17 protein-coding genes are annotated in these 18,453 nt (G+C 72.2%); 9 read left to right on the top strand and 8 right to left on the bottom strand.

Features of this window, described 5'->3' with window-relative positions; genetic code table 11:
- Together AB0J67_RS07110 and AB0J67_RS07105 are read right to left on the bottom strand one after the other, a co-directional pair.
- A partial coding sequence (locus tag AB0J67_RS07110) for a hypothetical protein (protein ID WP_363477301.1) occupies nt 1-626 on the bottom strand: 626 nt, incomplete at its 3' end.
- A 154-nt stretch (nt 627-780) separates the two neighbouring features.
- Nucleotides 781-1,299: a hypothetical protein gene (locus tag AB0J67_RS07105; RefSeq protein WP_363477298.1), complete on the bottom strand. Its 519-nt coding sequence runs from the start codon at nt 1,297-1,299 to the stop codon at nt 781-783.
- A 259-nt stretch (nt 1,300-1,558) separates the two neighbouring features.
- Between AB0J67_RS07105 and AB0J67_RS07100 the strand changes: the two genes are divergently transcribed.
- From AB0J67_RS07100 to AB0J67_RS07085, 4 genes are all read left to right on the top strand, one after another.
- Nucleotides 1,559-4,396, top strand: a complete 2,838-nt coding sequence (locus tag AB0J67_RS07100; RefSeq protein WP_363477295.1) for a PQQ-dependent sugar dehydrogenase — start codon at nt 1,559-1,561, stop codon at nt 4,394-4,396.
- Nucleotides 4,397-4,518: 122 nt separating this feature from the next.
- Nucleotides 4,519-6,558, top strand: a complete 2,040-nt coding sequence (locus tag AB0J67_RS07095; RefSeq protein WP_363477304.1) for a ThuA domain-containing protein — start codon at nt 4,519-4,521, stop codon at nt 6,556-6,558.
- Nucleotides 6,559-6,981: 423 nt separating this feature from the next.
- Nucleotides 6,982-7,461 (top strand): hypothetical protein, encoded by a 480-nt coding sequence (locus AB0J67_RS07090; RefSeq protein ID WP_363477292.1) that lies wholly within the window; start codon nt 6,982-6,984, stop codon nt 7,459-7,461.
- A gap of 94 nt (nt 7,462-7,555) precedes the next feature.
- Nucleotides 7,556-8,101 (top strand): EF-hand domain-containing protein, encoded by a 546-nt coding sequence (locus AB0J67_RS07085; protein WP_363477289.1) that lies wholly within the window; start codon nt 7,556-7,558, stop codon nt 8,099-8,101.
- Nucleotides 8,102-8,184: 83 nt separating this feature from the next.
- Here the strand turns inward: AB0J67_RS07085 and AB0J67_RS07080 are convergent, their stop codons facing one another.
- A complete protein-coding gene (locus AB0J67_RS07080) occupies nt 8,185-9,384 on the bottom strand; it encodes an MFS transporter (protein ID WP_363477286.1) in 1,200 nt (399 codons plus the stop codon).
- 118 nt (nt 9,385-9,502) lie between these two features.
- On the opposite strand from AB0J67_RS07080, the gene AB0J67_RS07075 reads away from it, so the two are divergent.
- From AB0J67_RS07075 to AB0J67_RS07065, 3 genes are all read left to right on the top strand, one after another.
- Nucleotides 9,503-10,132, top strand: a complete 630-nt coding sequence (locus AB0J67_RS07075) for a hypothetical protein (RefSeq protein WP_363477283.1) — start codon at nt 9,503-9,505, stop codon at nt 10,130-10,132.
- Between the two features lie 96 nt (nt 10,133-10,228).
- Entirely contained in the window at nt 10,229-10,762 is a 534-nt protein-coding gene (locus AB0J67_RS07070; protein WP_363477280.1) for a hypothetical protein, read from the top strand.
- A gap of 95 nt (nt 10,763-10,857) precedes the next feature.
- Nucleotides 10,858-11,658, top strand: coding sequence for a TIGR03089 family protein (locus AB0J67_RS07065; protein WP_363477277.1), 801 nt, complete (start codon nt 10,858-10,860; stop codon nt 11,656-11,658).
- Here AB0J67_RS07065 and AB0J67_RS07060 read toward each other — a convergent pair.
- From AB0J67_RS07060 to AB0J67_RS07045, 4 genes are all read right to left on the bottom strand, one after another.
- A complete protein-coding gene (locus tag AB0J67_RS07060) occupies nt 11,655-12,137 on the bottom strand; it encodes a pyridoxamine 5'-phosphate oxidase family protein (protein WP_363477274.1) in 483 nt (160 codons plus the stop codon). The two genes, AB0J67_RS07065 and AB0J67_RS07060, sit on opposite strands and share 4 nt — an antisense overlap.
- Before the next feature lie 62 nt (nt 12,138-12,199).
- Nucleotides 12,200-12,817: a septum formation family protein gene (locus tag AB0J67_RS07055; RefSeq protein ID WP_363477271.1), complete on the bottom strand. Its 618-nt coding sequence runs from the start codon at nt 12,815-12,817 to the stop codon at nt 12,200-12,202.
- 98 nt (nt 12,818-12,915) lie between these two features.
- Nucleotides 12,916-13,980 (bottom strand): membrane dipeptidase, encoded by a 1,065-nt coding sequence (locus tag AB0J67_RS07050; protein ID WP_363477268.1) that lies wholly within the window; start codon nt 13,978-13,980, stop codon nt 12,916-12,918.
- Complete coding sequence (locus AB0J67_RS07045) at nt 13,977-15,284, bottom strand: amidohydrolase family protein (RefSeq protein WP_363477265.1); 1,308 nt, start codon at nt 15,282-15,284, stop codon at nt 13,977-13,979. The genes AB0J67_RS07050 and AB0J67_RS07045 overlap by 4 nt, the downstream gene beginning before the upstream one ends.
- 81 nt (nt 15,285-15,365) lie before the next feature.
- On the opposite strand from AB0J67_RS07045, the gene AB0J67_RS07040 reads away from it, so the two are divergent.
- Together AB0J67_RS07040 and AB0J67_RS07035 are read left to right on the top strand one after the other, a co-directional pair.
- Complete coding sequence (locus tag AB0J67_RS07040; protein WP_363477262.1) at nt 15,366-16,136, top strand: helix-turn-helix domain-containing protein; 771 nt, start codon at nt 15,366-15,368, stop codon at nt 16,134-16,136.
- A gap of 37 nt (nt 16,137-16,173) precedes the next feature.
- A complete protein-coding gene (locus tag AB0J67_RS07035) occupies nt 16,174-17,115 on the top strand; it encodes an NAD(P)-binding domain-containing protein (protein WP_363477259.1) in 942 nt (313 codons plus the stop codon).
- A 3-nt stretch (nt 17,116-17,118) separates the two neighbouring features.
- Here the strand turns inward: AB0J67_RS07035 and fdhA are convergent, their stop codons facing one another.
- Complete coding sequence (fdhA, locus tag AB0J67_RS07030; protein ID WP_363477256.1) at nt 17,119-18,321, bottom strand: formaldehyde dehydrogenase, glutathione-independent; 1,203 nt, start codon at nt 18,319-18,321, stop codon at nt 17,119-17,121.
- Nucleotides 18,322-18,453: the final 132 nt, after the last annotated feature.

Genomic DNA, 18,453 nt, shown 5'->3' with positions numbered 1-18,453 from the left:
TGCATGACCTTGGTGCCGTACTTGACCGCGACCATGACCATCCACGCGTCCACGTCCTGGCGGAAGAAGTGGTTCTCCGTGTGCGTGATCTTCGGCTGCGGGGCCTTGGGCAGCACGTCGTCCCAGATGGCCAGGCACGCGCCGCGCAGCTGCAGCATGCCCTCGGGCCGCGCGATGAACCAGATGTGCAGGTGGGCGGAGCCGTCGCCCCAGCGGTTGAAGTGCACGCGCGCGATGCCGCCCAGCGACAGCATCGCCTTCTCGATGCGCTGCATGAGCGGGCCGAGCTCGGCGGAGCGCTCGACGGGCAGGTCGCTGAAGTCGTGGTGGTCGCGCGGGTGCAGCACGACCAGCAGCGGCAGGCCGGAGGGCTCGCCCAGGTGGGTGAGCACCCAGTGCTCGTCGCCCCAGATGACGTTGTGCTCCGGCTCCTGGCAGCGGCGGCACGAGTCGGGGCCGTCCTGGCCGTGTCGCGGCGGCTCGGGCAGCTCCGGCGGGTCGAGCACGCGTACCTGGAACTCGCCCTCGAAGGGGAAGACCGACCACAGGAGGATGCCGTCATCGGGCCGCGGGATGCGCTGCCCGACGGGCAGGCGGGACACGAAGGGGTGCGTGGGTGGGTTCACCCGCAGCATCCTGTCACGATCATGTTCGCCGGGTGGGCCCGTTCGGCGGGCGACGAGCGCCGGCGGCACGCGGCGCCTGGTCACGTGTACGCCGAGACCGATGCGGTGAGCACCCGGCCCGCGAGCCGAGTGGCGGCCCGCCGAGGTGCCGGGCTCATCGCCGCAGGGCGCGCAGGATGCCGTGGCGGTGCAGCGACCAGACCAGCCGGCGGGCGGTGCGGTGCCGGGCCAGCAGGCCCAGGACCTCGCCGATGAGGGCGAGGCGGCGCTCCCGGACGCCGTCCTCGGCGGCGCGCAGCAGCAGCGCCCGCAGCCGCGGGGTCTCCAGCGCGGCGCGCAGGTCGGTGCGCACCTGGGGGTCGTCCAGCGCCGCCGCGATGGCGACGACCAGCGCGGGGCGGTCGGGCAGCTCCTCGGCGACCGCCGCGACGATCTCGCGCCGGATGCGGTCGGTCTCCACGAGCAGCAGCACGGCCTGGCGGACCTCGGGTGTGTCCAGTGCCGAGCGGAGCAGGTCGACCGCCCGCCGCTCCCGTTCGTGGTCGCCCGACTCCGTGGACAGGGCGGCGAGCAGCGCGGTCACCTCGTCGAGGTCGACGACCTGCTGCAGTCCGGTGCGGAACTCGGGGTACTGCCAGGCGAACAGCAGGGCCCGGATCAGGTTGCGGTTCATGCCCGCTGGTACCCGGTGTCACCGCCGTGAAACCACCGCTCCGAGCTGGCACGATGGTCCACTTTCGATCGCAGCGGCGTAACTTTCCTTTGACAGATCAGAAAGTATGGACACGTCGATGAAAAGTCCCTAGTGTGTCCGTCACGCAAGTGTTTCGTGAATGTAACCGGCGGCGCGGTTACCCTCGCCCACCCCCGGCATCAGGCGCGACGGCGCGCGCCCTGCCTGGCCCATGCCCAGTCAGGAAGGGTTGGACGGCATGTCCATAAGACATCCACGTGTGCACATCAGACTATGGCGCGCGGCTGCCGCCGCACTGCTGGCGGCGGGTTCGGCGCTGGTCGCGGTCACCGCCACGACCGCCCCGGCGGCCGCCCATACGATCGATCCCACCAAGTTCCAGCAGGTCGAGCTGGCCCGCGGCGTCGCCGAGATGGGCGAGCCCATGTCCCTGGCGGTGCTGCCCGACCTGTCCGTCCTGCACACCGCCCGCAACGGCACCCTGCGGCGCACCACGGCCGCGGGCACCACGTCGGTGATCGGCACCATCCCGGTCTACACCCACGACGAGGAGGGCCTGCAGGGCGTCGGGGTCGACCCCGCCTTCTCCACCAACCGCCACATCTACCTCTACTTCGCGCCGCCGCTGTCCACCCCCGCGGGCGACGCCCCGGCGACGGGTACGAGCTGGTCGCAGTGGCAGGGCGTCAACCGGCTGGCCCGGTTCACCCTCAACGCCGACTACACGCTCAACACGGGCAGCCAGGTGACGGTGCTGGACGTGCCCGCCGACCGGGGTCTGTGCTGCCACGTCGGCGGCGACATCGACTTCGACGCCGCGGGCAACCTCTACCTGTCCACGGGCGACGACACCAACCCGTTCGCCTCCGACGGATACGCGCCGATCGACGAGCGCACCGACCGCAACCCCGGCTACGACGCGCAGCGCTCCGCGGGCAACACCAACGACCTGCGCGGCAAGATCCTGCGCATCAAGGTCAACGCCAACGGGTCGTACTCGATCCCGTCCGGGAACCTGTTCGCGCCCGGCACGGCCGGCACCCGCGCCGAGATCTACGCGATGGGCTTCCGCAACCCGTTCCGGATGAGCGTCGACAAGGCCACCGGCGTCGTGTACGTCGGCGACTACGGGCCCGACGCGGGCACCACCAACGCCAACCGGGGCCCCAGCGGCCAGGTCGAGTTCAACCGGGTCGCCTCGCCCGGCAACTACGGCTGGCCGTACTGCACCGGCGCCAACACCAGCAGCGAGACCTACAACGAGTGGAACTTCGCGACCGCCTCCACCGGGCCGAAGTTCAACTGCGCCGGGGGGCCGACGAACAACTCGTTCCGCAACACCGGCCAGTCCACGCTGCCCGCGGCCCGCCCGGCCTGGATCAAGTACGGCGGGGACAGCGGCACGCCGAGCGAGTTCGGCGGCGGTTCGGAGTCGCCGATGGGCGGCCCGGTCTACCGCTACAACGCCTCCTCGACGTCGGCGGTCAAGTTCCCGCAGGACATGGACGGGCAGTTCTTCGCCACCGAGTTCGGCCGCGGCTGGATCAAGCCGATCCACGTCAACGCCGACGGCTCGCGGGGCACGATCGACTCCTTCCCGTGGACCGGCAAGCAGGTGATGGACTCCGCGTTCGGGCCCGACGGCGCGCTGTACGTGCTCGACTACGGCACCGGCTACTTCAACGGCGACGCCAACTCGGCGCTGTACCGCTTCGAGTACATCGGCACCGGCAACCGGGCCCCGATCGCGAACGCCACGGCCAACCCGACCTCCGGATCCGCGCCGCTGACCGTGCAGTTCTCCTCGGCGGGCTCGTCGGACCCGGAGGGCGGCGCGCTGACGTACTCGTGGGCGTTCGGTGACGGCACCACCTCCACGGCCGCCAACCCGAGCAAGACGTACACCGCCAACGGCACGTACACCGCGACGCTGACGGTGCGCGACCCGCAGGGCGCGACCGGCGGCGACAGCGTCGTCATCACCGTCGGCAACACCCCGCCCGTGGTGACCATCAACAGCCCCGGCAACGGGCAGCTGTTCGCCTTCGGCGACACCGTCAGCTACTCGCTGTCGGTCAGCGACGCCGGTGACGGCACGATCGACTGCGCCCGGGTGCGGCTGACCTACGTGCTCGGCCACGACCAGCACGGCCACCAGATCACCTCGAAGACCGGCTGCTCCGGCACCATCACCATCCCGGTCGACGGCGAGCACGACGACGCCGCGAACATCTTCGCGATCTTCGACGCGGAGTACACCGACAACCAGGGCCTGACCACGCACACCCAGCACACGCTGCAGCCGCGGCACCGGCAGGCCGAGCACTTCGGCACCTCGTCCGGGATCAACACGTTCACCAAGGCCACGGCCGAGGGCGGCAAGACCGTCGGCGACATCCACAACGGAGACTGGATCTCGTTCACGCCGTACCGGCTGAGCAACGCGACCGGGTTCACCGCGCGGGTGTCCTCCGGCGGGGTGGGCGGCACGCTGCAGATCCGGGCGGGCTCGGCCACCGGGACCGTGCTCGGCACCGCGACCGTGCCGGTGACCGGCGGCTGGGAGACGTTCGCCACGGTGAGCGGCACCATCACCAACGCGCCCAACAGCACCACGCCGCTGTTCCTCACCTTCGCGGGCGGGACCGGGGCGCTGTTCGACCTGGACTCGTTCACGTTCACCACCGCCGCCGGGGTGGGCCCGATCAAGGGCCTGGCCGGCAAGTGCCTGGACGTCCGCAGCGGCGCGACCGCCGACGGCACGCAGATCCAGATCTACACCTGCAACGGCACCGGCTCGCAGACCTGGACCCGCAACGGCCAGACCCTGCGCGCGTTCGGCAAGTGTCTGGACATCGCCGGCGGCGGCACCGCCGACGGCACCAAGATCCAGCTCTACACCTGCAACGGCTCCGGGGCGCAGAACTGGACCTACCAGACCTCGGACCAGACCCTGCGCAACCCGCAGTCCGGAAAGTGCCTGGACGTGTCCGGCAACAACTCCGCGGACAGCACGATCGTCCACCTGTGGACGTGCACCGCGAACGCCGCCAACCAGAAGTGGACCCTGCCCTGATGACCCCGGTCCGGGCGGGGCAGCCCCGTCCCGCCCGGACCGCCGTCCGTGAAAGGAGCTCCGACGTGCGTTTCCTCAAACCCGCGCTCGGCATCGCCGCCGCCGCGCTCACCGTCGTCGCGATGACCGCCACCCCGGCAGCCGCCGCCGACGCCCCGTACGACGTGCTGGTCTTCTCCAAGACCGCCGGCTTCCGGCACGACTCCATCGCCGTGGGCACCCAGGCCATCCGGGACCTGGGCGCGGCCAACAGCTTCACCGTCACCGCCACCGAGGACGCCAACGCGTTCACCACCGCCAACCTCGCGCAGTACGAGGCGGTGGTCTTCCTCAACACCACCGGTGACGTGCTCAACGACAGCCAGCAGGCCGCGTTCGAGAGCTACATCCGCTCGGGCAAGGGCTACGTCGGCGTGCACGCCGCCGCCGACACCGAGTACGGCTGGGCCTGGTACGGCAACCTGGTCGGCGCGTGGTTCGCCTCGCACCCGGCGATCCAGCAGGCCAACGTGAAGGTCGAGGACCGCGGCCACGCCGCCACCGCGCACCTGCCGCAGACCTGGACCCGCACCGACGAGTGGTACAACTACCAGACCAACGCCCGCTCCACCGCGCACGTGCTGGCCACCCTCGACGAGTCGTCGTACAGCGGCGGCGGCATGGGCGCCGACCACCCGCACGCCTGGTGCAAGGCGTTCGACGGCGGCCGCTCGTTCTACACCGGCGGCGGGCACACCCAGGCCTCCTACAGCGAGGCGAACTTCCGCAACCACCTGCTCGGCGGCATCCGGTACGCGTCCGGGCGCAGCAAGGCCGACTGCCGACCCGAGACCGGCTACACGCCGATCTTCAACGGCTCGACCACGGGCTGGTCGCAGGCGGGCCCCGGCAGCATGACCAACTCCGACGCCACCCTGACCACGGTCGGCGGCATGGGCCTGTACTGGTACAGCGCCAAGCAGTACACCTCGTACTCGCTGAAGCTGGACTGGAAGCTCACCGGCGACTCGAACTCGGGCGTGTTCATCGGCTTCCCGCCGTCGACCGACCCGTGGTCGGCGGTCGACAACGGCTACGAGATCCAGATCGACGCCACCGACGCCGCCGACCGCACCACCGGCGCGGTGTACACCTTCCAGTCGGCCAACATCGCCGCCCGCGACGCGGCGCTCAACGCCGCCGGCGAGTGGAACACCTACGAGCTGCTGGTCGAGGGCGAGCGGCTGCGCATCTACCTCAACGGCTCGCTGATCAACGACTTCACCAACACCAACCCCGCCCGCAACCTGGCCGGCCACATCGGCATCCAGAACCACGGCGCGGGCGACACCGCCGCGTTCCGCAACGTCCGCATCAAGGAGCTGGGCACGCCGCCGACCGGTGACGTGACCGTGCAGGCCGAGTCGTTCAGCAGCCAGAGCGGCGTGCAGGCGTTCACCAAGGCCGGCGCCAACAACGGCCAGACGCTGGGCTACATCGAGCCGGGCGACTGGGCGGCGTACAACAACGTCAACGTCGGCGGCGCGACCACCTTCCGGGCGCGCGTCGTGTCCGGCGGCGCGGGCGGCGGCATCCAGGTGCGCACCGGCTCCACCACCGGGCCGATCCTCGGCACGGTCGCGGTGCCCAACACCGGCGGCTGGAGCACCTTCGCCAACGTGCAGACCACGCTGACCGGGGTGCCCTCGGGCAACGCGAACGTGTACCTGACGTTCACCGGCACCGGCACCGGCCTGTTCGACGTCGACGACTTCACCTTCGTGAAGACCGCGACGCCGGGCGTCGGCCCGGTCAAGGGCCTGGCCGGCAAGTGCCTCGACGTGCGCAACAGCGGCACCGCCGACGGCACCCAGATCCAGATCTACACCTGCAACGGCTCCACCGCGCAGACCTGGACCCGCAACGGCCAGACCCTGCGGGCGCTGGGCAAGTGCCTGGACATCTCCGGTGGCGGCAGCGCCAACGGCACGAAGATCCAGCTGTGGACCTGCAACGGCTCCGGCGCGCAGAACTGGACCTACCAGTCCTCCGACCAGACCCTGCGCAACCCGCAGTCGGGCAAGTGCCTGGACGTGTCCGGCAACAACTCCGCCGACAGCACCATCGTCCACCTGTGGCAGTGCATCGCAGGCGCCGCCAACCAGAAGTGGACCCTGCCCTAACGAGCAAAGGAAGGGCACCTTCTTAACGCTATGCGTATAGGAAGGTGCCCTTCTTAACGTCCGCGGTGCGTATCGGCACGCCGCCGGGTCGGCCGGGCAGCGCGTAGTGGTCGATTGCCGACGGCGCAGGGGTGATGATCTCGACTTTCGGTCGGAAGGTGCAGTGGGACCTCGGGATCTGACCGGAAACGGCGATCATCCCCACGCGCGGGCCGGGCCGCGCCTGTCACCATGTCGCGGTGGGCATCCGGGATCTGGTGTGAGGACGGCAACCCGCGGATGGTCATGCTCCTGACGACGGACCGGTGGGACGCCCTCCTCGCCGGCTGAACGGCGGCGTCCGCCCAGCGGGCAGCTCCGGCCCTACAGCGCCTTGCCGGTACGGTGTCCTTTCAAGATCCGTGCTTGGGGAGGGTGACGGACGTGAGCGAGTTCCTTGACGACGATCGGCTGCGGGCGTTCGGGGCGCCGGCCCGTGTCACGGTGTGGCCCGACGCCGACGGGCTGCTGTGCATCGGCGACGCCGAGACGGTGCTGCGGGTCGCCGAGCGCGACGGTTGGTACCACGCCGAGAAGCAGGACCGCGGCGGCCCGTGGCGGGAGCTGATGCGCTCGGAGCACCTGGCCGTGGCGCGCCGGTTCGTGCTGTGGGAGATCGGCGGCTGGGTGCGGTCGGCCGCGGCCCGGGGGCTGGCGAGCCGGTCGCCGGAGCCGTCGCTGCCCGGCGGGTTCACGCTGACCGACGACGGCGACGAGGTGGCTCTGAGCTGGACGGAAGCCACCGGTGCCCGCTCGGCGCGGATGCTCGGCGGGGTGTGGCGCTCCAAGGCCGTCCGCTTCGCGGCGTACGCCGACCTGGGCGAGGAGGCGATCCTGAGCCGGTTCGGCGGCCAGTCTGCCTGATGGCGGGCGCTGACGGAAGCATTCGTACCCGTCCGAATGAAGCAGCTTTGCCCGATATCGACAGCTCGGGCCGACAAACCCTAGATTTTCGGGCATGGCTACGGAGATGCAGCTACGCAAACTGGACAAGGCCTTCAGCCACCTGGACGCCGACGGCAGCGGTTACGTCGAGCAGCAGGACCTCAACAACCTGGGGGTACGCCTGCTGGCGAACTTCGGCACCGCGCACGACGAGCCCAAGGCCAGGCGGATCGCCGAGGACTTCGCGACGTTCTGGCAGGAGCTGGCCAAGGCGCTCGACGTCGACCACGACCAGCGCCTGACCCCGCAGGAGTGGCGAGCGGGCTTCACCGCCGCGTTCGTGCACGGCGACGCGTTCGACCGCAGCTTCCGCCCGGGTGCGCTCGCCGTGCTGCACCTGGCCGACACCGACGACGACGGGCGGGTCAGCCGGGACGAGTTCGCCACCATGCAGCGCGCGTTCGGCACCCCTGCCGGTGAGATCAACCTCGCCTTCGACAAGCTCGACGCCGACGAGGACGGCTTCCTCACCATCGACGAGCTGATGCTCGGCGTACGCCAGTTCTACATCGGCGCCGACGAGACGGCCCCCGGCAACTGGTTCTTCGGCACCGTCTAGAGCGATCACCGGCGATTCGTGCCATGATCTGCACTCCGAGCGCAGATCATGGCATGAACTCGTGATCTCCGTGGGCGGTCGGGTCAGGCGCGCTTGAGGTGACCGAGGCCGCCGTTGGCCGCGAGGTACGCCGCGACCAGGGCGGCGGCGAGCACGACCAGCGACGGCCCGAGCGCCTCCACCCCGGCCGCGCCCATCACGAGACCGATGACGGCCGGGATGATCGACCCGCCGAGCCCGGCGCCGGCCATCTGCAGGCCGATGGTCCGGTCCGCGTGCGCGGCGCCGACCCGCTCCGCCGTCAGCAGTGTGAACAGCGGGAACACCGCCGCCGCGGCGAAGCCGATGACCATGAACCCGAACGCCGCCAGCCAGCCCGGCCCGGGGATCGCGACGAGCACCGCACCGGCCGCCATGCCGCCGATCGACCACATCACGACCCGGCCCGGCAGGAACCGGTGCGCGGCGAAGCCCTGCAGCACCCGCCCCACGAACAGGCTGCCCCAGTACAGCGACACGCACACGCCCGCGACCGGATCGCTCATCCCGCGACCCTCGGTGAGCAGCTGGTACGCGAACAGGCCGGCGGCCACCTCGAGGGCGACGTACACCGCGATGGTCAGCACGCTGAACCAGACCGCGGGCAGCCGGAGGGTGTCCCGCGCCCGGACCGGCCCGGTGTGCTGCTCGTGCGGCTGGGCCTCGTAGGCGGGCCGCTGCGCCCACTGCCGGGCGGTCAGCACGAACGCCAGCGCGAGCGCGGCCTGGCCGGTCGCGACGAGCAGGTAACCGGGCCGCCACGCGTCGGCGTACTGGATGGACGCGGTCATGATGAGCGGGCCCATCGCCACGCCGAGCCCGAAGAAGGCGTGCAGCCAGTTCATGTGCCGGGGGCCGAAAGCCGACGCGGCGTACGCGTTGAGGCCCGCGTCGATCGCGCCACCGGCGAACCCGGCCGCCAGCGCGGCGACCATGGTCACCCCGATCGCGGGGGACAGGCCGTACCCGAACAGCGCGGCGCTGGCCAGCGCGGTGCTGCCCGCGAGCAGCCGGCCCACACCGAGTCTCGACAGCACGAACCCGGCGGTCACGCTGGACACGAGGTAGCCGCAGGTGGCGGGGATGAGCAGCAGGCCGATCGTCTCGCGGCCCACGTGCAGGTCGGCGCTCATCGACGGCCAGGCCACGCCGAGCAGGCCGTCGGGCAGGCCCAGGCTGATGAACGCGAAGTAGGCCAGGACCAGCAGGGACATTCGGACCGGGGAGACGGTGGGAGCGCTCACCCAGTGATCATGCCTCACCGCGCGGCGCACAGCCGCCCCGGTTCCCGCCGTATGGCCCTGCCGGCGGCATCCTCTAGGTTCGGGTGATCGACGCTGCCCGCAACGGAGGAAGGCACACATGACCGCTGATGAACCCGTACGGCGCGCGGCACCCTCGCCCGAGCTGGAGGCGGAGGCGGCGCGCAACCCGGGCGGCTTGGTCGCCGAGATCGACGGCGACCTGATCGGCGATCCCGACGGCTACATCCCGGCTGAGGCCGTCCGCGGCGCGTGGCGGGTCGACGCCGAGGGCCGGCTCACCGGCGAGTTCGTGCCCAATCCCCGGTACGGGCCGCCACAGGACGACTTCGCCAAGCTGACCGGCGGCGACCACTGGCTCGGCTGGCTCGGCGACGACCCGGCCCGGTCCGTCCGCGACTCGGTGGCGGGGATCGTCGGCGAGCAGGTGCCGGGCGCAACCGTACGCTGGATGAAGATCACCGATGACCCGCGCTTCCTCACCGCCGGCCGCCGCGTGCCCGACGACCCGGATCGGCTCATCCTCAGCCGGGCGGCGCTCGCGGTCGCCTTCGCCGCCGGGGTCGACTCGCCGTCCGGCGACTTCGAGATCCTCTGGGGCGCCTTCACCGTGGCCGTCGGCGGTCTCGCCGACGGCGGCCGGACACGCAGCCGGGTCTGGTTCGACCTGTGGACCCGGCTCGACGCCGCCGGTGAGCAGTTGCACGACCGCCTGGGTGAGGTCGGATAGCCGCCCGGTGAGCGCCGTCGAGCGCGTCCGGCCGGTTCGTTGGCTTAGGGTGGGCCGCGGGCGGCCCGGCCTGGGCTCGCGGAAGGGTGCGGTGCGGTGGACGACGACGCTGAGCGGGTGGCCGCGTCGCTGACGCAGTGGCTCGGCACGGTGACCTTCGAGAACCGCGCCGCCGATCAGGTGACCGACCTGCTCGTGGAGGCGGTGCTGGCGTGGGGCGCGGCGCAGGGGTGGCGGGTGTACCGCCGCGCGAAGAGCGTCGTCCCGCTGCCGCCGCCGTACGCCGACCGGCACTCGTGGGTCGATGTGGGCATCGCCCGGCCGGGGCTGGCGCCCATCGTCGTCGAGGTGGACCAGTCCGACCGCAAGCGCACCCTGGAGAAGCTCACCGCCGAGGCGGGGCAGGGGCGGGTCGCGCTGTGGCTGCGCTGGGGGCCGGGTCCGTTCCACGCCCCGCCCGCGCCGGTGCGGCTGGTGAGCTACCAGGTGGCCGCACGCAAGGACGCCTCCGGAAAGCGGCTGTTCACCACTGCCACCGCGGAGCGTCCCGCACCGGTGCACAGCGGCGTGGAGCTGAGCAGCGCCGACCAGGGCGACCTGTTCGGGTTCGACCCGCCGGACCTGGCCTGACCGCCGCCGCCCAGGGCTGCCGATGGGCGAGGTGTCCTGGTCGCAGGGGTAGGGTGCAGGTGTTTCGGCATGCGGCAGTGGAGGAGAGTGCGCCCGTGAGTGCGACCGCCGTTCCGGACGTTCCGGCGCTGCTCGGCCACGGCGGGCTCGCCGGGGTGGAGCGGCCACTGCTGACGTACTGCGACGACGCGACCGGCGAGCGGACCGAGCTGTCGGCGGCGGAGCTGGCCGGGTGGGCCTCGCGCACGGCGGCGCTGCTGCACGAGGGCTGCGGCCTCGGTGCGGGCAGCCGGATGGCGGTGCTGCTGCCGCCGCACTGGCAGACCGCCGCGGTGCTGCTCGGCGCATGGTCGGCGGGCCTGTCGGTGTCGTTCCGGCTGGCGGCGACGGCGGGCCTGACCCCGGTCGCGGGGGAGACCGAGCCGCTGGACGCGGTGTTCGCCGCACGCTCGCGCATCGGCAGCTGGCTGGAGGACGTGCCCGAGGCCCCGCACCGCTTCGCGCTGGGGCTCGCGCCGGGAGGCGCTCCGCTGGCCGAGGTCCCGGACGGCTACCGCGACTACATCACCGAGGCCGGCCGGTACACCGACAGCCTGCCCGGCTACGCACCGGTCCGGCGTACGGACGTGGCGAGTGCGGACGGCACCACGTTCCGGCAGTGGGGCGGGATCGCGCAGGGCCTGACCGACCTGATGGACCTGCGTCCGGGGGACCGGCTGCTCGTCGACGCGGCCCGGTTCGAGCACCCGGTGCAGTGGCTGCTCACCCCGCTCGCCGCGGGTGCGTCCGTGGTGCTCTGCGCGAACCTCGACCCGGCCGGCATGCACGCCCGCGCGGCAGCCGAGGGCGCCACGAAGGTGCTGGGTGTTGGCCAGGCGCAGACCCGGTCCGTCTAGAGGAGCACGCCCACCCGGTGGTCGGAGGTGCGGCCGTGCACCGGGCACGGCGCACTGGACGCTTGTGGACAGAGCATGAAGTGTTCGGTCACCGTGGCCCGGTACGCCCGGTATCGGCCGGGCGGCCGGAAAGCCTCCGGTCCCTTGCCGAACGGCGCCGCGCCCAGGTAGATCTCCAGGCCCCGGTCCAGCTCGGCTCCGGTCAGCTCGCACGCCGTGGCGGCCATGTACACCGCCTCGTCGGAGCCTGGCTCCTGCTGCGAGTCGAACACCACGATGCCGACCCGGGGCCGCACCGCGATGTTGCGGACCTGCGTCGCCTCGGGTGACGAGATCCAGTAGAACGTCGCGTACCCGTCGGCCACATAGAAGACCGGCGAGGCCCAGGGATCGCCGTCCGTGTTCGCGGTCGCCAGTGTCATGAAACGGTTGCCGTCGATGATCGCGCGGCCCCTGCGTTCAAGATCCCCGGTGTCCATGGAGTGAACCGTACCTCTCCAGCGCGGTGGCCTCGCCGCGCTGGACCGGCCACCCGCTACGACTACGCGGCGACGCCCGGTGACGGCGGCGGGGTGGTTCCCGCGCGGATGGATCCCGTACGCATCCTCAGGTCGGTGGCCATGCACACGACCAGGTGGTCCGGGTCGTTCCACTGCTCCTCGTTCGGCAGCACGAAGGACGTCATGAGCCCGGTTGCCGTGGGCGCGTACGCCCATAGGAACTCCGCGCAGCGGTCGGAGAAGCCCTCCGGCTGGACCAGATCGCCCGGGTAGGGGCCGGTCGGCCGGAAGGTCCCGATCACCTCGCTCTCATGCGGACTGTCGCACGGGACCTCGGGCAGCGTGGTCACCCCGTCCCCCGCTTCCACTTGTACGAGGCAGTCGCCGACCTGCAGGTGTCCGGTCAGGATCGGCTCGCCGGGGTAGCCGGTGTCGTCGTCCTTGATCGCAGTCTCGACCACGCCTCCGATGATCGCGACCAGGATGAAGCAGGCCGCGACCGTGAGCCAGATCCGCTGCCGGCGGGTCAGCGTCGTGTCCTCGGTGCCGAGGTGTGCCGCCTGGGCCAGTGCGCTCAGACGGTGGTGCCCGCAGCACGGGCAGATGTCGCCGGAGTGCGGGGAGGCTGGGGACGGGCCGGGCGGCGGGCTGTCGGACACAGCGGAATGCTAGCCACGCCAGGCCGGTTGCACAGCCCCTGCCGCCGCGCGATGGACCGGCTCCCACCCCGCGGCCGGGGCGGGAGCCCGTCCGGCGGTCAGGCCCAGATGCGGTCGGCGTACGCCAGGAAGTTGGCGCCCATGATCTTCTCGATCCGGCCGGCGCGCATGCCACGCTGCTCCAGCAGGCGGATGAGCTTGTGGAACTGGTCGACGCCGCGCAGGTCCTCGACGAACGGGAACGTGTCGGCGCGCTCGCCGGCCGCGCCGACCCCGGCGGCCTGCCGGTGCGCGACGTGCTCGGCCAGCCGCGCCCGGTACGCGTCGAGGTCGTCGAGGGTGGTGACGGTGCCGTCGGTGCCGATGCCGACGGCGTCCTCGCCGCACACGTTCACGGCGTGCACGATGTGGTCGACGACGTCGGCGGCGCGGGCATGGCCGGTGGCGTTGACGAACGGCATGAAGTAGATCCCGACGAACCCGCCGCGCTCGGCGACAAGCCGCAGCTCCTCGTCGGTCTTGTTGCGGGGCAGGTCGACCAGGGCGCGGCAGCCGGTGTGGTTGATGGACACCGGCAGGCTCGCCAGCCGGGTCGACTCCAGGCAGGTCTGCTCGCCGCTGTGCGACAGGTCCACCATGATCCGGCTGTCGCACAGCGCCTCGACGACCTCGCGCCCGAACGCGGTCAGGCCGCGGTTCTGCGGCGCCATGGAGCCGTCGCCGATGTGGTTGGCCTGGTTGTAGGTGAGCTGGATGACGCGTACGCCCAGGTCGTGGAACTGCTTGACGCGGGTGAGGTCGTCGCCGACGGCGACGGCGTTCTGGAAGCCGTAGATGATGCCGACGCGGCGGTCGCGGTGCGCGGCCCGGATGTCGTCGGCGGTGAGCACCTTGACCAGGTCGCCGGGGTTGTCGGCGATGATCCGGTCCCAGACCCCGATCTCGTGCAGGGTGTGCGGGTACGGCTCGGCGTCGCCGAGGGTGTACCCCAGGGTGATATTGACCGCGGTCAGGCCGGAGGCGTGCGCGTCGGCGATGGTGCGGGCGTCGACGGTGAGGTCGTCGCTGTCCTGGCTCAGCTTGTGCGCGGCGGCCAGCGAGTGCGCGGCGTTGGGGTTGTCGAGGATGCCCAGCGCGTTGATGATCATGTAGTCGGTGCTCACTGCATGCCCTTGTCGTAGTCGGCCCGGTCGAAGCGGTGCCCGCGCTTCACGGTGTACTCGATGGTGCTCAGGTTGGCCAGGTCGACGGTCGGGTCGGCGGCCAGCACCACGAAGTTGGCCAGCTTGCCCGCCTCGACGGTGCCGGTGGTGTCCTGCGCGCCCATGCTGATCGCGCCGACCTGCGTGGCGCAGCGGATGACCTCGGCGGCGGGGATGCCGCAGCGCTCGGCCAGGTAGCGCAGCTCCAGGTGCAGGGACGGGAACGGCTCCGCGGGCTCGGTCTCGTAGTCGGTGCCGGTCGCGAGCCGCACCCCGGCCCGGTACGCGTCCGCGGTGAGCTTGGCCGACAGCGTGTCGTTGGCCAGCGCGCGGGCCTTGGCGTCGGCGTCGCCGGCCTGCTCGCCGAGGAACGTCCACATGCTCGCGGTCGCGTCGAGCACCGTGCCGCGCTCGACCATCGCCGCGTAGAGCGCGTCCAGCCGCGGGTCGCCGTCGCGGACCAGCCGCTCGACGTCGATGACCGGCTTCGTCTTGTACGACGTCAGCGGCTCGCCCGCCGCCTCCTGGGCGATCAGCGTGACGTGCGAGACGGCGTCCACGCCCGCGGCCACGACCTCGCCGGGCGTCGCCGGGAACGTGGCGGCGTGCGCCCAGACGCCGATGCCCTGCCGCTTCGCCTCGGCGGTGATCGCGGCGACGAGGTGGGCGGGCAGTTCGGCGTACACCTTGACGGCCTTGGCGTGGGTGCCGCGGGCCAGTGCGACCGCCATCACCAGGTCGGTGTCGTCGTCGATCGCCTGCATCCACGGCACGTGGCCGGGGGTCTCGCCCTGGGAGACCTGCCAGGTGCGCGGATCGTCGAAGAAGCCGGGTCCGGCCATCAGCGCCGCGTAGTGGATGTCGGGGCCCGCGATCTCGCCGACCAGCGTGCCGCGGGTGAGGTCGGCGATGTGGCGCAGGTCGTCGGCCATGTCGCGGATCGCGGTGACGCCGCCGTACACCTGCCGGCGCAGCGCCGCCTCGGCGGCCTCCCGGTTGGGCGGGGTGGCGAGGTGCTGGTGGGCGTCGATCAGGCCGGGGATGACGAACCGGCCCGCGAGCTCGACGACGTCCGCGCCGGCGGGCGTCTGCACCTCGGCGTCGGGCAGCACCGCCGCGATGGTCGCGCCGTCGACCACGATCGTGGTGCCGGGCCGGGCGGCCGCGCCGGTGCCGTCGAGCAGGGTGCCGCCCCGGTAGACGGTGACCGTGCCGGTCGGTGGGGGCGCGTACGGCGTGGGTGCCGGCTCGTCGAGGTGGGCCATCGGTGCTCCCTTGTTACATCTGTTGTAACGTCTGTATCGTTCAACGCAACGTCCATGGCACTGTACCCCAGGAGGCGACCCGTGCCGAGATCCGCCAGCACGGCGGTCGACAAGGCGCTCGACCTCATCGAGGCGGTGGCCCGCGCCGACCGGCCGCAGCGGCTGGGCGAGCTGGCCCAGGCCGTGGGGCTGCACCGCGCCACCGCCTACCGGGTGCTGCTCGACCTGGTCCGGCGCGGCTGGGTGCAGCGCGCCGGGGAGCACTACCTGCCCGGCGCCGCCGCGCTGCAGGTCTCCCGCGCGGCCGCGACGCGCTCGCTGGGCGCGCTGTGCCGGCCGGTGCTGGAGCGGCTCGCCGCCGACACCGGGCTCATGGTGAACCTGCAGGTGCTGGAGGCCGACCGGTCCCGGGTGATCGACGTGGTGCGCCCGGCGCGGCTCGCGATGATCAGCGACCTGCTCGGCGAGGCCCTGCCCGTGCACCGCTTCGCCGGGGCGCTGGCCCTGGTCGCGCAGCTGCCCGACGGCGCCCGCGCGCCGTATCTCGCCGTCGCCGAAGCGGCCGGGCACCCGCTCGGCGAGCTGCGCGCCGACCTCGACCGGGTGCGCGACACCGGCTTCGCGGTCGAGCGCGGTCGCAACGACAAGGTCGTCGCCTCGGTGAGCCGCGCGGTGACCACCGTCAAGGGCACGCCGCTGTGCGCCGTCACCCTCGTCGGCCCGGACACCGAGTTCGGCCGCCAGCGGCTGCCCGAGCTGGAGAAGCACCTCGCCGCCGCCACCGCACACCTCGCCGGGGTGCTCGCCGAACTCGCCGCGCCCGACGGCGCCACGACCGGAGGCGGGCGATGAGCCGCGCGTCCGTGCCCAACCACCAGGGGAGACGCCGATGAGCCAGGTGCTCGTGCTCGACAAGGAGCAGACCCGGGCCGGGCTCGACCCGGCGCGGGTGCTCGACGCCGTGGCGGCCGCGCTGGTCGCGCTGAGCCGGGGTGAGGTGTCCGCGCCGCCGCGCATCGCCGCCCACGCCCCAGCCGGGCTGCTCGGCGCGATGCCGGCGTACGTGCCCGGCCTCGGCCTGGCCGCCAAGCTCGTCTCGGTCTTCGCCACCCCCGGCGCGCCCGGCCGCAGCAGCCACCGCGGGCTGGTCGCGCTGTTCGACCACGCGGACGGCAGCCCGCTCGCGCTGCTGGACGCCGAGCCGATCACCGCCGTACGCACCGCGGCCTCGGCGACGCTGAGCATGCGCGCCCTGGCCCCCGCCGCCGGGCGCATCGCCGTGATCGGCACCGGCGTGCAGGCGACGGCGCAGGTCGCGCTGCTGGCCGCACTGCACCCGGCGGTGCCGGTCACCGTCGCCGGGCGCGACGCCGACCGGTCCCGTGCGCTCGCGGACACCCACCCGCAGGCGACGGTGGACTCGATCGAGCAGGCGGTGCGCGGCGCGGACGTGGTGTTCTGCTGCACCGGCGCGCGCGAGCCCGTGTTCCCGCGGGCCTGGCTCGCCCGGGACGCGCACGTCAGCTCGGTCGGCGGCTCGCACGGGCACGAGCTGGACCCCGCGGTCATCGCCGACGGTGCGCTGTTCGCCGAGTGGCCCGGTGCCGCGGGCTCCCCGCCGCCCGCCGGGGCGTACGAGCTGCAGGGCGTCGACCCGCAGCGGGTGACGCTGCTCGGGGCGGTGCTGGACGGGCGCCACCCCGGCCGCGACGACCGGGGTGGCTTGACGGTGTTCAAGTCGACCGGGCACGGCGCGCTCGACGTGGCGGCCGCGTCGGTCGTGGTGGCCTGGGCGCGTGCCCAGGGCGCCGGCACCGCGGTGGCGATGTAGCCGTCACACGCCGGCGCCGACCAGCATCTTGTTCGGGTCGAGCACGTACTTGCTCGCCGCGCCGTGGTCGAAGTCGGTGTAGCCCTTCGGTGCGTCGTCGAGCGGCAGCACGGTGGCGTGCACGTTCTGCGCGATGTGCGTGCGGTCGTGCAGGATCGCCATCATCAGCTGCCGGTTGTAGCGCTTGACCGGGCACTGGCCGGTGACGAAGCTGTGCGACTTGGCCCAGCCCAGGCCGATGCGTACGCGCAGGCTGCCGACCTTCGCCTCCTCGTCCTTGCCGCCGGGGTCGCCGGTCACGTACAGCCCCGGGATGCCCAGCCGCGCCGCCGGGCGGGCGATCGACATGATGTCGTTGAGCACGGTCGCGGGCTCCTCGCCGGCGCCCTCACCGTGGCCACGCGCCTCGAACCCGACCGCGTCGACGGCCGCGTCGACCTCGGGCTCCCCGGTGATCTGCTCGATCATGTCGGCCAGCGAGGCGTCGCTCTTGAGGTCGACGGTCTCGCAGCCGAAGCTGCGGGCCTGGGCCAGCCGCTGGTCGTTCAGGTCCCCGACGATCACGGCCGCCGCGCCCAGCAGGAGCGCCGAGGTCGCCGCCGCGAGCCCCACCGGCCCGGCGCCGGCGATGTACACCGTCGAGCCGGTGCCCACGCCCGCGCTGACGCAGCCGTGGTAGCCGGTCGGGAAGATGTCGCTCAGCATGGCCAGGTCCAGGATCTTCTCCATGGCCCGGTCCTTGTCCGGGAACTTCAGCAGGTTGAAGTCGGCGTAGGGCACCAGCACGTACTGCGCCTGGCCGCCGTGCCAGCCGCCCATGTCCACGTAGCCGTACGCCGCGCCCGCCCGCGCCGGGTTGACGTTGAGGCATACCCCCGTGTGGCCCTCCATGCACATGCGGCAGCGGCCGCAGGCGATGTTGAACGGCACCGAGCACAGGTCGCCGACCTTGATGAACTCGACGTCCGAGCCGACCTCGGCCACCTCGCCGGTGATCTCGTGCCCGAGGGTCTGCCCCTCCGGCGCCGTGGTGCGGCCGCGGACCATGTGCTGGTCGCTGCCGCAGATGTTGGTGGCGACGACCTTGAGGATCGCCCCATGGTTGATCTTGCGGTGCTGCTCGTCGAGTTCCAGCTTCGGGTAGTCGAGATCTTCGACCGAAACGTTCCCGGGGCCGTGGTAGACGACGGTCTTGTTACCCGACATCGTGGTCACCCCCATGTTCGGGCCGACCGGGTGCGCCGGCCTCCGCCTCAATCTTCCCAGCTCAGGCCGGATATATGCCGATCGCGGGGCCCGGAAATACGGTGTGCGCGCGCCCGGGAGCGGTCCATACTC

Source organism: Catellatospora sp. NPDC049609, assembly GCF_040675365.1.
Classification (GTDB): domain Bacteria; phylum Actinomycetota; class Actinomycetes; order Mycobacteriales; family Micromonosporaceae; genus Catellatospora.
Note: the sequence above shows the minus strand (reverse complement) of the source record. Positions and strands in the feature narration are given on the sequence as shown.

What these genes read in the sequence shown, in the direction of transcription:
- AB0J67_RS07105 (WP_363477298.1), bottom strand. Translation starts at nt 1,299, where the DNA reads ATGAACCGCAACCTGATCCGGGCCCTGCTGTTCGCCTGGCAGTACCCC.
- AB0J67_RS07100 (WP_363477295.1), top strand. Translation starts at nt 1,559, where the DNA reads ATGTCCATAAGACATCCACGTGTGCACATCAGACTATGGCGCGCGGCT.
- AB0J67_RS07095 (WP_363477304.1), top strand. Translation starts at nt 4,519, where the DNA reads ATGACCGCCACCCCGGCAGCCGCCGCCGACGCCCCGTACGACGTGCTG.
- AB0J67_RS07085 (WP_363477289.1), top strand. Translation starts at nt 7,556, where the DNA reads ATGGCTACGGAGATGCAGCTACGCAAACTGGACAAGGCCTTCAGCCAC.
- AB0J67_RS07075 (WP_363477283.1), top strand. Translation starts at nt 9,503, where the DNA reads ATGACCGCTGATGAACCCGTACGGCGCGCGGCACCCTCGCCCGAGCTG.
- AB0J67_RS07060 (WP_363477274.1), bottom strand. Translation starts at nt 12,137, where the DNA reads ATGGACACCGGGGATCTTGAACGCAGGGGCCGCGCGATCATCGACGGC.
- AB0J67_RS07045 (WP_363477265.1), bottom strand. Translation starts at nt 15,284, where the DNA reads ATGGCCCACCTCGACGAGCCGGCACCCACGCCGTACGCGCCCCCACCG.
- AB0J67_RS07035 (WP_363477259.1), top strand. Translation starts at nt 16,174, where the DNA reads ATGAGCCAGGTGCTCGTGCTCGACAAGGAGCAGACCCGGGCCGGGCTC.
- fdhA (WP_363477256.1), bottom strand. Translation starts at nt 18,321, where the DNA reads ATGTCGGGTAACAAGACCGTCGTCTACCACGGCCCCGGGAACGTTTCG.